The sequence below is a fragment of the Mariniflexile sp. HMF6888 genome, assembly GCF_044335535.1.
Lineage (GTDB): Bacteria > Bacteroidota > Bacteroidia > Flavobacteriales > Flavobacteriaceae > Mariniflexile.
The window spans coordinates 112,286-126,665 of the sequence record NZ_JBIQVZ010000001.1 but is presented as its reverse complement, the minus strand read 5'-3'; the positions used below and the strand labels follow the sequence as shown (position 1 = coordinate 126,665).

The window sequence follows — 14,380 nt, the reverse complement described above, 5'->3', positions numbered from 1 at the left end:
TATTTCTTTTTATAACATTGGTTCAATCCACTGATTCATTTCGTACACAGCGTTAAATACTGGAAATTGTTATTCCTTTAAGCATTGAAACTTTCATTTTTTGTTAGCCTAATTCGTTCTCTCTAGGATTTTATTAAGTGAAAGCCTTATAAATATCAATAAAATTGGCAATAATTACAGATATAAATAGCATAACAATCCCCAAATTTATTATTATTCCAATGATCTTTTTAGATGTATTTGGTTCTTTTAATCCTTGCAATGATTTTACAAATCCTACAATGGCAAATATCCCAATAAAAAAAGCCAAAGCGCCTATTAATAAAGAATAAATATAAGATGAAAGGGTGTTCAGAACGAGAGTAAATGCTATTAAAAGTATAATCAAGATTAATCCGATCATACTAAACTTAAAGCCCTGATGGGAATATTTATTATTCATCGTAAATGTTTTTAAATAGTTTATTCAAACAATCTTCTTTTTTCTCTTTCAATTTTCATGTAATCAATGATTGCAAGCCACATAATAGCGCTTGATAATATTTGATAATCGTCATTGATAATATGTAGAATTCGAAGAACAGCCCCAGGATATGCAACAACTACCCATAATAGTTTTAAATAATCAAGCCTTTTTTTAATGGGCTTTTTAATAAAGCTAAAGCAATAAATCAGTACACACAAAACAAACCCAATAGTCAAGATGATGTTATTGTAGGGCACATGCATTATTTTAAACAATGCACCAATAATGATAATTGCTATAACACCTTTGAATATTCTAAAATATTTAGTTCGGATAAAAGTACCGTTACGAATTAGCATAATAAACCCAGCGAATTCACTTATTGTAAGCCCAATAAAAGTCCAATATTCGACATCAGGACTATATGTGAATTTTGAAGCTAAAAACCCTATTAATGCTATAGCAAGACCTATAATTATGATCGAAACATAATTGTAATTTTTGGTTCTCATAAGTTTTGTAATTTGACGCTAAGAGTTTAAGCTGTTTAAATATATTTGATTTGCATCAAAAAAGTCTTTAATATCATCTCTTGTTACATTGTAAATGTTTATTTTAATTAAGTGTGAATATATATAATCTACATTCACTTCGGTATATATTTCTTTACCTAACTGCTCAAATTCTTCTTGAATATCAATAATTATTTCGACTTCATCCTTTTTAACCCTTTCTATTGTTTTGCGAAGTAAATTATTCCATATATAATTCGTTTTATCATCATATTCGGTTTCATTCATTTCTTCAGTAAAATCTATTCCTCCAGATAAGTTAACATGAATAGCTTCTAAGGTATATTTTATAGATTTAAATCCTCCCCACCAACCAAATAACAATGAAATTGACGTGTACCATATCGATAATGAAACCAAGACAAAATTATTCTTAATTGTATAGACCTTTGTATTACTATAAAAGCGAAAGAAGAGAAAGCCTATTGATACTCTGAAAATCTTGTATTTTATCATGGTTTAATTTCCTTTTTAACTTCAACGTTTCGATTGTAAATATCAATAAGGTACTGTTTCATCCATATTGAATTCTCTTTGCTAGGATTAAGAAAGTACGAATCATTCAAAAATTCTTTTAAGTTTAAAAAATTAAATAAATCTTTTTCCATTTGTCTAAATCTTAATAATCCTCTTTATTAATTTTTCAACTCTAATAATATCGTTTAAAGAAATGAGTTTAAGTGTTTTTATGAATAGATTATTGTTGTCAATTTCGATTTCTAACCCTTTTTCTTTTTCGAAAATTTCCAAAATTCGTTTAATGTGTATAATACTATAGCTTTTTTTTAAGGTAAAACATTCATAATGGTCAGATTTAATTTCGTCGTCATTTCTAATGAGGTCAAATATTTTTTCAGAAGATGATTTCTCCCTAAAAAAGTAATGTCCAGATATATCGTTTATTTTAATCCAAAACATTAAATGAGACTCTTTGTAATAACCAGATAAATTTAATTCAACAGAAGGCAGAAAAACGATACCCGCTTCAAATTCAAATGGATCGGAATATGTCCAGTCATCATAATTGGTTAATGTCTTAGTCCCTTCTAAGATATTGAACTGTTCATCTGTTAATTTAGTTTTCTTATATTCCTTACTCCCCCTTAAATAGTTTAATGCTATTTCGGCTTGTTTCGCTTCTTCACTTGGTAATTTGTCTAATTCATCCTCTGGGATAGTATTAAACTCATTATCGTGAGCTATCCAATGACCAGACTCAGCTTGTTCTAAAGTTAATTTAACACCAGTTTCTGGATCAATTATAAATTCGTCTTTCAAGCTTTCTTTTAGTTTCTTGTCATATTCTCTTTCTGTAGGTGTTTTGCTGAAAACACATAAGACTACAACAAGAGTGGCTAAAAAAAATCCAACAAACAAAAAAACATCTTCTAAACTATCCAATTGTCCCTTTATTTAAGTTTACTATTAGTTTTTACTTCTATTACCATCTCTATTTTCTCATCTGATAATTTATGTGAACTTGATGGTTTGGAATATAGATAATGTGTTCTGCCTTCAAAATTCCCTAATCTAAGATATTCAGAAGCCAAACCGTTAGACTCATTAAATCTTAGATACGAGCAGCTATCTAGCCACTTTATTCTATTTGTAGTTTGAGAATCAAAAGTTTTAACAATTTCATAATCTTTATTGTTTTCATTATATCTTATTATTGTATCGTAGTTCTGCACTATAAATGTTCCATATTTTATTTTATGACATTCTTTAAAATCAACAGTAAACTCAATATTTTCTTTTTCTAAAATTGAATTATAATGGTCACTAGGGATATAAAAATAAAATTTATAAACACTCACAACTATAGGTATTATAAACCCAAATAAGAACCTCCCTATATTAAAACCAGCTAATCCTATTGCTAGATTTGTATTATTCTTTAACATTCCTATTACTATTCCATAAAGCCCTAAAACCCCTAAAGAAATTCCTAATATATTTAATATCTTACTTTGAGATATTAAGTTAGCATTAGCACCTAATGTTATGAATAAATAGAAAAACAATCCAAATATTGCAGGTAAAAATATATTTTTAGAGAGATTGCTTTTCAACTTCAGTTATTATTCTTTTAAAGATTTAGACATACATTTCTCTTCTATTAATTTAGCATTTTCACTTTCTTTAAATTCATCTTCCATAACTTCAGTAAGAGGAAATTTTCTATATTCTTTAACAACGCAGTCGCAGTATGTATTTACATCAATAATTTGTTCAAATTCTGTACCTTCAAATTGTTTTTTCATATTCTTTTTCATAGAATTTGCAAGATTATCAGTCCATTGCATTTCGATTGAAGTTATACAGCTTTCAATATCCAACTCAACTAATTTATCGTTATCATTCAATTCTTTAATAATTTTATCAAACTCACCCATTTCAAGGTCTTTTTCATACTTTTCCTTTGATTCTGGGTCATTAGTTATTTTTTCGGCCAAACAAATGCAATAATCCTCTCTTGCATTCTCTTTAGGTATCATTTTAACACTACCATTTATGCATTTACTAATTGGAATTTTAATACCATTTATAGTTTTAAAATTGGTTGGTATTATGTATGACATTAAACTAAAAAATGTAACAATGCTAAAAATCAAAAATGAGAGCCCAAAATACTTCAAGAATTTCAAAGATTTGAATTTAAGTTTGGTTTTAGAAAAACCGCTTCCTATTAGCCAAGTACATAGAAGCAAAATAAGTAGTATCGGAATAATAATTCCTATGATATAGCGAGAACCTAACTGTCTGCTAGCATCAACGTATTCCTTTCCCGCTCCATAAAGTAAAAGAAAACCAAATATTATTTTAAGTCTTTTCATATTGATAGTTAATTGTTTTTGCTCAATGATTTTCTTTTATTCAAATACATTAAAAGACCCAATATAATAATTGGAATTATCACGCAAATGACTACAGAAGCTTGAATATAATTAAGCCCTATTACATCAAACCAGTTTAAAAAATCAACTGACTTGTTAAATAATAAAGTTGAGAATTTTTCAAAATCGGAAACAATTAATATTGTCAAAAGAACTATAGCTCCAAATCCTATTTTAAGATAATTCGTTTTAGAAATCCTTTCAAGCATGTAAATAAATATTGACGGAACTATTATGAAATAAACAACTATATTAATTTCATGGTATGTTAGACCTGTAATTTTTGAAATCCATTTTAGAATATCGTATACTACTTTAAATATTTCGTTCATTTTTTATTAAACATGAGTAAAAAAATTATTAATAAAACAGGAACACAAAATATAAAAATAAGACCATAACTTTTTACTAAAGTTATTGCTGTTATAACCGTTATTAGAAAAGCTAAAATTTGAAGTACTCCTCTCTTAATGTTTTTTTCATAATATCCATCCACTAAAAAAATAAACAAAGGAATTATCGCTATAAATTCAAAGTAAATCATTTATATTTCACTAGGTTAGTTTTGTAGAATATATTAATCAACGTTATTTTTAGTGCCAATTTCATTGATGATTTCATCTCTCATTTTTGGTTTGAAATTATAGTAGATATTTGCTTTTCTAAGTAAAAAAGGAATACAAATTCCAGCTCCAATAACTAATAATGAATAGCCATCAAATGGTTCTGATACCAAATATTGAGGTATTAATGGATTAACTGGTCTTCCTATAAAGTTTAACATATAATATCCTATTTCTAAAACTACTAATGTAGAAATGACAATAATCACATTATCCATTATAAGTTCCTTTGTGCTAAAATTTCTTCTTTTTGAATTAAGAATTATAGCCGCAATTGGGATTGCTGATAGGAGTAAATAATCGAATGAATTAGTAGAAAACCCAATATAGTAATCAAACTCGCCAAATTTTCTTTTAAAAAATGTTTGTAATACAAAAGGATTCAAATTCATATATATGAATATTAAAATAGAAACTAGTGCGCTGAGAATTTTTATCTTTTTTGGAATTTTTTTCATTTGTATTTAATTGCGAACCCTTAAAAATATTGTCTAAAGAAACGAGTTTAGTGTTTTTGTATCAATTATAATTAGTTTTTAAATTGAACTAAAAGCTCTAATAATTAAAATTACTGGAAAAATAATAAGCCCAATATAAAATATATACATGCCCTGTTTTCTGTCTTTTTCTGTATACGAATAAACTTTTTGCCCATTAGGCAACGTCTTTTTTGAAGTCCAAAGAAAATAGCCAATTACCAAGCCTAAAAAACCTCCTAATAAAGAAAATAAGTATCCAGCAAAAATCCATGGCTTTTGATTGCCTTCAGGCTTAGCTAACTCTTTCAACCTTTCATTTTTTAAAGAGTTTAACAAATCTTTATCAACCGACTTTCCTCTTTTTTCAAGAATTTTTTGAGCAAGTGTATAATCAAACTTACTCCATTCGTCAGACTTTAAAAGGATTTCATATAACTCTTCGTTTGTAAACTCAAATAGATAATAGTCTTTATCCACTTCATCCATCAAAGTTTCGGCATTCTTTTCAAGAATTTCTTCTGCCTTTTCAAAATCTGATTGTTTAATTCTTATTTCAATTTCATTTCGAAGTGTATTGCCGGCGAATGTTACATCTACAGGAGGTACGTTATCATCAAGTATAAAATCAATTCCCTGTTTGCCTAATTCTATTGCAAGTTCATTTGCCTGCTCTAAAGTTGGGAATTTTCTAAATATCGAAAATTGTTCTTTCATATTAATCTACATATATAATTAGCGATTCTCAATTTGACTCATTATTGTTTTATCTTTAATCTTGTCATCATTCGCCAACATAAAAGCTTTACTTAATATGGTTGACAAGGTTGAATCCCCTTCAAACGGTAAAAATATGTCTTCATTTTTTTTCGACCTATCCGCAACGATACATAAATACTGATCATTGGGTTTCATTAAAATATTACCACTTCCCATATGAATTTTATAGGTTCGCAATTTTCCTTTAACAACTAAAAAATTTCCCTCAAAGCTGCACGCTTTTTTTATGTGAAGTTTAGGTATTAAGTTTTCGAGCAAAGCCTTTCGTTCGATACCGCTAACGGCAAGTTCCCCAAATGAGAAATTAGACCAATACCCATGAAATCTTTCTTCGCCTCTATCTCTCCAATTAGGGTCAGCTCCAATACTTGTGACACCTACAAACAGATCAACATCCCTCATAGATTCAGAAAACACAATTGCAGGCACATCAATCATGTTAATTTGATTACTTTCATCATAAAAACGAACTTGGTCGGTCTGCAAATAATTAAAAATTCCCATGTCATTTGCCGAATCATGAACCCCTTCGGTTTCAGTCCAAAACTCTACTTTATACTTCCATGAAGGAATGGTCAAAGTAGGTGTGTTATAGGAATCCCATTGACCTTGAAGTTGATATCGCCACCCTCGTTCTCTACATAAGGCATTGAAAATATGCTGTCTGATGACATGGGCCGCAAATCTGTTAGAATAAGAATTCGTGGTATTTTCTGCATCTGTGACAATATAGACTTCACGGTGCGCCTGTTTAAAGGGTTGTTTCACTTGGTTTTCAAATAACCAGTCTCGCCATAATTTTACTTCTTCAACACTGGAAATTACTGGATGCCATAATTCAACCATGGATTCTTCAAAATCAATATTTACAGAACCATGGGCATTCACAAATTTATTGTTGTGAAAAATGGCACTTGTAGTTTTTTCGTCTATGGTAAAGTTCCAAATAAGCTTTGTTCCAAAAAAAGCCAAGAGCTTATTATCTAAGTATAATTCTTTCCATTGTGAAAATTGCCACTCTCTTTTACTTAAAAATATTTTTTCTATTCTATTTCGCTGTGCGCTAAGATTTGATTGAATATCCTTAAGTTGTCTCTTTAATTCATTTAATTCCGTTGAAAAATTATCTTTAACATGTTTAGGAACAGTCCTGATTAATTTTCCGTTTTCATTCTCCCATAATAGGGTAACCGTATTACTATCTATAATTTTTATTATTCCTTTATAGGAATCAAACTCTCTAATTATTTGATAGTCATTATCTAAATTAAAGGCCTGAACAGCAAGCTCTTCAATCTCATCCATTGTTTTGCCTTCAGCCTCGGCAACTCTAACAATTGCTTTTGTAATTAATGATTGTACGGATGGATATTTAATCTTCATTCTAAATTTCGTAAGTCTAGAAACCCCATCTTTATATGGCAATTTTGAAAAAGCATAAATACAAGCATTACCTAGCTTGACACTAACAGCTCCATGACCTGGTAATTTTTTAAAACTCCATAAGCCTAAATCTTCAATCGTTTGATTTAAATCATCATCTTTCAGCAATGAACTTAACCATATAGTTGAACGTAATAGTTGGACGTTTTCGTCTGAAATAAAACTAAACTCATAAGATTTGTTCTTATGTATTTCTTTTAATAATTGTATTACAATATCAATCCAAGAAATACAGGTTGTAATCAACAGCATTTTGCCAATTAGTGCTATTTGGCTTTCTGAATCTTTGAGCCATGCTTGGGTAGGATTGCTTTTCTCTGTTCCTTTAGAAAAATGATTTAATAAAGCAATAAAAGCAGTTTGTTTCTCTCCTTTAAACTCCTTAGTCGTTTCAATAATTGTTTTACCCAATTTATCTTTGGAACTAACAGAAAATGCTTTAGGACCTTCTTTAATACTAGCTATTCTATTAATGATTTTAGCATCATCGGAATAAATATAATTCTGCCTCAAAAATCTATTTTCAATTAGAGTAAGGCTTTGGTTCAGTTTTGACGTTAGACCATTATCCTTAATTGCCTTTTCAATGGAACTTAAAAGCGGTGTAAAAGCCCATTCAGAAGTATTGATGTAACCTTTCTTTTTCAATACTATATCATTACTTAGTTCCAATAATTCATCTTGACTAAAGTTTATTTCTGAAGAACGCATCAATAAACTAAGTAATTTGGAAAATACATCATTAACAAAATATGATTCTTTAGCCCATATATTGTTGACCCCTCTGTAATTAATATTTTTATAATAAATCAATAAGCGAATGGTATCCTTTTTAAATGCCTCTGTCTGTGCTTTAAGAATTTTATAAGTTTCAAGTTTACTCAACTGTATTGAATAGCCTTTTTTTAGTCGAATAGATTCATTGACGAGTTCACTCAAAAATAAATGCACCTCATTATCAAATGATACTGGTTTTTGTGTTTCGCTATTATGGGAACCAAATATTCTATTAAAAAAATTCTTCATATACTTACCCTCCAACCAAAGGAGTCAACTTTAAAAAACTAATAGATGTTTCTGAATTAACAAGAATCTCTCTATCATAATCCGTGATTTGTTCATCATCAACTATTACAAAAAAACCATTATTCAAAAAAGCATCAAGAGCCACATAAACCTGTCGCTCACCATCGATAGGGGTTCTTTTTTTAACTCGAAATCCATTTAATGTTTTCTCAGCTTCACTTGGTTGGATCAATCCTTTGAAATACTCAGGTTTTGATTTGTTATAAACCTTAACTTCAGTTAAAATGCGAGTCGTGATTATTTCTTTCAATGTGGTTCTTTCATTTTCAACCATAACCCTAATTTCATTTAGGATGTCTCCAGAGGCAGTTTCGTCTTTTATTGTAAGTGTGGTCATAATTTATGGTTACTATATTAGAAGAAACTGTTTCGCTTATATTAAAAAAAAGCTTCTATTATTTAACTTGACTAATCTAATAAATTTATGCGAAATATAAGGCAATAATTAATTTAGTTACTTACACAGATTTCGTTTCTGTCATAGTAGTTAGATTTTTGTTTCCATAGATATAACAGAATCCATAACAATCTATCAGCACATTCCCACTACATTCCGTAAGCTCCATTTCGGGAAAAGCGCTTCATTAAAAAGGTCTTGGACACAAGCCCAAAGTTTAGAATTTCCATTCCGTCATTCTTGCTGAAAAACGCAAGATACTACATTCCTAATCCCAAATTTTGGGCTTAAGTCCGCTTAATAGGAATTCCATTATTCCATTGAGTCCCACTTCCTGCCATTTTAAATTTCACAAGGTTTTTTAATCCACTTCCGAGCCATCACTGTCCCTTCTTTTTTTTGGCAGCAAAACAACAAGATTCATTCTTGGACGACGGCATAAAGCCAGGCTCCCTTCGTCTACGCTCAGGCTAAACTCGCTCGCTCTTTTTTATACGTCTTACCAAGCCTGAATATTGGATCACATCAGGCATCAAAAAAAGATAACAGCTGACGGCTCTACGGGAAGTAAATCAAAATATCAGATTATGAAATCATATCAAAATATCCAAAAAGGAAGTGGCACTAAAAAAAAATCAAAAAAGAAAAACGCTTCTGGATACAATAATTAAATAACCCTTAAACAACATAATAATTATATCCTTTAAAATTTTATCCAGTTTACAGCTATCGCATTTGGGATGGAGATAAATTAAAAAAAAACAGTATTAAAAAAATTATAATCAAGAAAGTATTGGGTGATCATACGTAATTTCATGAAGAAACACTTTGCTTTATAGGTTCGGTTTTGCTTTTTAAGTTTTGCACATCCAGTGCATCCATTTATTTGTATATTTGTGCAAATGAAATTATTAGCATTTATATTATCAATCTATATCTTCGCGCTTAATTTAGCACCTTGTGAAGACAACGCTACATTTGATAATGAATCTAAAACAGAAGCTTCACAGGACATTGGTGACGACCATCAACATCAAGACGCAGACTTATGTTCCCCTTTCTGCCATTGCCACTGCTGCCCTATATATGTTACAGACTTTGCTATTACGGACTATACCATAGCAACAGTAACTATTTCTACAGAAGTATTTTTTCATTGTCACGGATTAGAGAAAGATTTTAATTCGTCTATTTTACAACCACCACAAGTTTAATAAATACCTGCGAAGGCAGGTATCTTATAAATTATTGTTGCCCATTTTAATTATGGACAAATTATCATTATTTATAATTCATTAAACTTTTTCTATGATTAACAAAATCATTGATTTTTCAATCAATAACAAATTCATCATTGGTTTGTTTACGCTTACCATTATTGTCGCTGGTATTTGGAGTATAACCAAAGTACCTATAGATGCCGTTCCAGATATTACAAACAACCAAGTACAGGTCATCACACAAGCACCCAATTTAGGGACTGAAGATATTGAGCAAATTGTAACCTACCCAGTAGAAGTAGCGATGAGCAATCTTCCTAATGTAATCGAAATTCGTTCCATTTCGCGTTTCGGTTTATCGGTAGTTACTATTGTTTTTGACGATGATATGGGTACCTATTTACCACGTCAATTAGTGGCTGAAAAACTAAACGAAGTCAAAGAGCAAATTCCTGCTGGTTTCGGCGTACCCACCATGGGACCTATTACTACTGGTTTAGGCGAAATTTATCAATACACACTAAAAGTACAACCCGAGTTTAAAGACACTTACTCAATCACCGAATTGCGTACCATACAAGATTGGATTGTACAACGCCAAATGGCCATGGTTGAAGGTGTGGTTGAGGTAAATGCAATAGGCGGAAAAATAAAACAATATGAAGTTGCCGTAGATCCCAATGAGTTAAAATCCATAGGGTTAACCATAACCGATGTGTTTGAAGCATTGGAAGCAAATAATCAGAATACAGGTGGTGCTTATATCGAAAAAAATCATCAAGCTAATTTTATTCGTGGCGAAGGTTTGGTGCGAAATCTGGATGATATTAAAAAGACGGTTGTAAAAACCATTAATAGTATTCCAATAACCATTGGCGATATTGCTAAAGTGCAGTATGGTTCAGCCATTCGTTATGGTGCACTAACCCAAGATGGCGAAGGCGAAGTTGTTGGTGGTTTGATAATGATGCTAAAAGGCGCAAATTCCAATAATGTTATAGAAAATGTAAAACAAAGAATAGCCGAAATCCAAAAATCCTTACCCGAAGGAGTAGTAATTGAGCCACTTTTAGATAGAAGTAAACTTATTAGCGAGACCACTTCTACCGTGGTGACTAATCTTATAGAAGGCGCACTAATAGTCATTTTTGTGCTTATATTTCTTTTAGGAAATTGGCGTGGTGGTTTAATTGTAGCATCTACGATTCCCTTGTCCTTATTATTCGCCTTTATTTTAATGAATGTTTTTGATGTTTGGGCAAACCTAATGAGTCTAGGTGCCATAGACTTTGGTATTATTGTAGATGGTGCGGTCATTATTGTAGAAAGCACCGTGTTTATAATTGCTTCACAAGTATTAAAAAAGAAAAAACTATCCTCAAAAGAACGTGATAAAGTGTCTTCTGAAGCATCCAAAAAAATGATGAATGCAGCATTTTTTGGTCAGTTAATCATATTGATAGTGTTTCTGCCTATTTTGGCATTACAAGGTATTGAAGGTAAAATGTTTAAACCTATGGCACTGACCTTTATTTTTGCCATGATTGGCGCCATGATTCTCTGCCTTACCTATGTGCCAATGATGTCGGCCTTGATATTAAGAGCCCCCAAAAATGATAAACAATCCTATGGTGATACAGTTGTGCATTGGGTAGAAGCTAAATATCGGCCATTATTGGAAAAAGCTTTACAAAAGGGAAAATGGATTATTGGCATTGCAGTGATTTTGTTTTCTATTACGGTTTTTATGTTCACCAAAATGGGAGGCGAATTTATACCACAACTCGATGAAGGCGATATTGCATTTCACGCCATTTTAAAACCAGGGAGCTCACTTACCGAAACCATTGAAACTACGACCAAAATAGAACAAATTGTAATAGCCAAATTTCCAGAAGTGGAAAAAGTTGTAAGTCGTATTGGCGTTGCCGAAATACCAACAGACCCCATGCCTATGGATCTTGCCGATGTTTTTGTAATTCTGAAACCAAAAAGCGAATGGACAACAGTCGATTCAAAAGATGAGTTGATAGAAAAAATAAAAGAAGCGGTTGAAATAATCCCAGGTGTTAATTATGAGTTTACTCAACCTATTGAAATGCGTTTTAATGAATTGCTTGAAGGCGTTAGAGAGGACATTGCCATAAAACTTTATGGAGAGGATATTGATGTGCTTTCGCAAAAAGCTGAAGAAATATCAAAAATAATCGCAGGTACAGAAGGTATTGGTGATATGAAAGCCGAAGCCACTACAGGCTTACCACAAATGACCATTACATACAATCGGAACAAACTGGCCCAATACGGTCTACAGATTAATACCTTAAATAAAACCGTGCAATCGGCTTTTGCTGGAGGCCATGCAGGAGTTATTTTTGAAGGTGAAAAACGCTTTGATTTAATGGTCCGCTTAAATGCGCAAAACCGTGAAGATATATCCGATGTTCAAAACCTATATATTAGTTTGCCCACTGGTGCTCAAATTCCGCTTCGCGAAATTGCAGACATATCCTATAAAGCAGGGCCGATGCAGATTAGTAGGGACAATACCAACCGTAGGACCTATGTTGGGATTAATGTAAGAGGTCGTGATGTAAAATCATTGGTCACCGAAATTAAATCAAAGTTAGATGCACAATTAGAGCTACCATCAGGGTATTTTATCCGTTATGGCGGTGCTTTTGAGAATTTAGAGCGTGCCAGCAATCGTCTTCAAACTGTTGTTCCATTGGCGTTATTGCTCATTTTTATACTCATTTATTTTGCACTAAAATCGTTGCCACAAACCCTTATGATTTACATAGCAATCCCTATGGCAACTATTGGTGGTGTTTTTGCCTTATGGCTTCGGGACATGCCTTTTAGTATTTCGGCTGGTGTTGGGTTTATTGTACTGTTTGGTGTGGCGGTTTTAAATGGTTTGGTTATGATTAGCGGTCTCAACGAATTAAAAGAAGAAGGTGTGACCAACCTTAAGGACCGTATTATAGAAGGGACGAAACGAAGAATCAGACCCATTATGCTTACCGCTTTAACCGATGTGTTAGGGTTTTTGCCAATGGCAGTTTCAGCATCGGCAGGCGCAGAAGTACAACGTCCTTTAGCAACTGTAGTCATTGGTGGTTTGTTGACTTCGACGTTGTTGACACTTTTTGTGTTGCCGATACTATACCATTGGGTAGAGCGCAAATCTTTTACTCTTAAAGTGAACAAAAAGATGGTGACAGCCACAACGATATTAGTATTAATGCTAGCTTTTCCTAAGTATAGCAACGCACAGCAAAAAACCGATACGCTCCCAGAGATAAGCTTACAAGAAGCTGTGTCACTCTCAAAAAATAAGTACCCATTGTTAAAACAAAAACAGTTGGAAATTGAAAAACAAGAGCGATTAAAAGCGACTGCTTATGACTTTGGCACTACTCAAATTTTCACAAGCGGCGAAGAAATCAATAATGAAACAGGTGTTTATACCACCATTGGTATGGGACAATCAAATATAAATATATTTGGGATTGGGGCTAAAAAACACTTACAGGAACGACGCATTCAATTAGCACAAAAAGCCTATCAACTGTCGGAATTAGAACTGGAATTGGAAGTTAAGAAGGCTTGGGCAAAATGCTATCAAATGAAACAACAATACAATTTGTATAAAGAATTGGATACTATTTATGCCAACTTTGAGCAAGCAGTCACGTTGAACTATGAAGTGGAAGCCATTTCCAAGTTAGAATATTCGGCAGCTAAAAATCAAGCATTTCAAATTCAGAATAAAAAAGCGCAAGCCTATAGTGATTATATGATTGCTTTACAGCAGCTGAATCTTTGGTTGGTTTCTGACGAATTTTATACCGTCTCAAATGAGTTTGAAGATTTAGAGGTCAACAAAAAGGAATTCAATATCGAAACACATCCATTATACAGTTTTTCACAGATTAGAGTAAATGAAGCCGAAGCCAATTATAAAGCGGCAAAAACAGATAATTTGCCCAAATTGAATCTGCAAGGAGGTTTGCAAAAAGTAGGGGGTAATTCAGGATTTTACAGTTATCAAGCAGGCATATCTATTCCATTTTTATCTGGTATAACTAAAGCAGAGATAAGAACGGCAAAAATCGATAAGGAAATTGCGGCATCCCAATTACAGTTTCAAAAGCAAGAAATACAATCACAATTTATACAGGCCAAAGAAAATTACAGTAAATGGAAAACCTCTTGGGAGTTTTATAAAAATGAGGTATTACCAGTAACCAAAGACCAAAAAGCAGGAGCTTTATTGGCATACAAAGAAGGTGAAATAGATTATGCCACCTTTACCCAACTGGTGAAAGAAGCGATTCAATCTGAATTGGAAGCTCAAGAAGCCTTAATGAATTATTTAGCCAGCACATTTTACTTACACTATTTTAATCAATAA

14 protein-coding genes are annotated in these 14,380 nt (G+C 31.9%); 2 read left to right on the top strand and 12 right to left on the bottom strand.

Annotated elements, in window-relative coordinates:
- Window positions 1-133: 133 nt before the first annotated feature.
- The 12 genes from ACGLWY_RS00590 to ACGLWY_RS00535 form a co-directional block, all read right to left on the bottom strand.
- On the bottom strand, window positions 134-442 hold the full coding sequence (locus ACGLWY_RS00590; RefSeq protein ID WP_396617753.1) for a hypothetical protein: 309 nt from the start codon (window positions 440-442) through the stop codon (window positions 134-136).
- A 20-nt stretch (window positions 443-462) separates the two neighbouring features.
- Complete coding sequence (locus tag ACGLWY_RS00585; RefSeq protein ID WP_396617752.1) at window positions 463-978, bottom strand: hypothetical protein; 516 nt, start codon at window positions 976-978, stop codon at window positions 463-465.
- An 18-nt stretch (window positions 979-996) separates the two neighbouring features.
- Window positions 997-1,398, bottom strand: a complete 402-nt coding sequence (locus ACGLWY_RS00580; RefSeq protein ID WP_396617751.1) for a hypothetical protein — start codon at window positions 1,396-1,398, stop codon at window positions 997-999.
- 92 nt (window positions 1,399-1,490) lie between these two features.
- On the bottom strand, window positions 1,491-1,646 hold the full coding sequence (locus tag ACGLWY_RS00575) for a hypothetical protein (RefSeq protein ID WP_396617750.1): 156 nt from the start codon (window positions 1,644-1,646) through the stop codon (window positions 1,491-1,493).
- Between the two features lie 4 nt (window positions 1,647-1,650).
- Window positions 1,651-2,439 (bottom strand): hypothetical protein, encoded by a 789-nt coding sequence (locus ACGLWY_RS00570; protein ID WP_396617749.1) that lies wholly within the window; start codon window positions 2,437-2,439, stop codon window positions 1,651-1,653.
- An 8-nt stretch (window positions 2,440-2,447) separates the two neighbouring features.
- Window positions 2,448-3,110: a hypothetical protein gene (locus ACGLWY_RS00565; RefSeq protein ID WP_396617748.1), complete on the bottom strand. Its 663-nt coding sequence runs from the start codon at window positions 3,108-3,110 to the stop codon at window positions 2,448-2,450.
- 9 nt (window positions 3,111-3,119) lie between these two features.
- Entirely contained in the window at window positions 3,120-3,875 is a 756-nt protein-coding gene (locus ACGLWY_RS00560) for a hypothetical protein (RefSeq protein WP_396617747.1), read from the bottom strand.
- An 8-nt stretch (window positions 3,876-3,883) separates the two neighbouring features.
- Window positions 3,884-4,267 carry a hypothetical protein gene (locus ACGLWY_RS00555; protein WP_396617746.1) on the bottom strand — a complete coding sequence of 128 codons (384 nt, stop codon included), beginning with the start codon at window positions 4,265-4,267 and terminating at the stop codon, window positions 3,884-3,886.
- 245 nt (window positions 4,268-4,512) lie between these two features.
- A complete protein-coding gene (locus ACGLWY_RS00550; RefSeq protein WP_396617745.1) occupies window positions 4,513-5,016 on the bottom strand; it encodes a hypothetical protein in 504 nt (167 codons plus the stop codon).
- A gap of 78 nt (window positions 5,017-5,094) precedes the next feature.
- Window positions 5,095-5,751, bottom strand: coding sequence for a hypothetical protein (locus ACGLWY_RS00545; RefSeq protein ID WP_396617744.1), 657 nt, complete (start codon window positions 5,749-5,751; stop codon window positions 5,095-5,097).
- 18 nt (window positions 5,752-5,769) lie between these two features.
- Window positions 5,770-8,283, bottom strand: coding sequence for a DUF4132 domain-containing protein (locus ACGLWY_RS00540; protein ID WP_396617743.1), 2,514 nt, complete (start codon window positions 8,281-8,283; stop codon window positions 5,770-5,772).
- A 4-nt stretch (window positions 8,284-8,287) separates the two neighbouring features.
- Window positions 8,288-8,680: a hypothetical protein gene (locus ACGLWY_RS00535; RefSeq protein WP_396617742.1), complete on the bottom strand. Its 393-nt coding sequence runs from the start codon at window positions 8,678-8,680 to the stop codon at window positions 8,288-8,290.
- 962 nt (window positions 8,681-9,642) lie between these two features.
- Here ACGLWY_RS00535 and ACGLWY_RS00530 point away from each other — a divergent pair.
- Both ACGLWY_RS00530 and ACGLWY_RS00525 read left to right on the top strand, forming a co-directional pair.
- A complete protein-coding gene (locus ACGLWY_RS00530) occupies window positions 9,643-9,954 on the top strand; it encodes a DUF6660 family protein (RefSeq protein WP_396617741.1) in 312 nt (103 codons plus the stop codon).
- A 94-nt stretch (window positions 9,955-10,048) separates the two neighbouring features.
- Window positions 10,049-14,380: a CusA/CzcA family heavy metal efflux RND transporter gene (locus tag ACGLWY_RS00525; RefSeq protein ID WP_396617740.1), complete on the top strand. Its 4,332-nt coding sequence runs from the start codon at window positions 10,049-10,051 to the stop codon at window positions 14,378-14,380.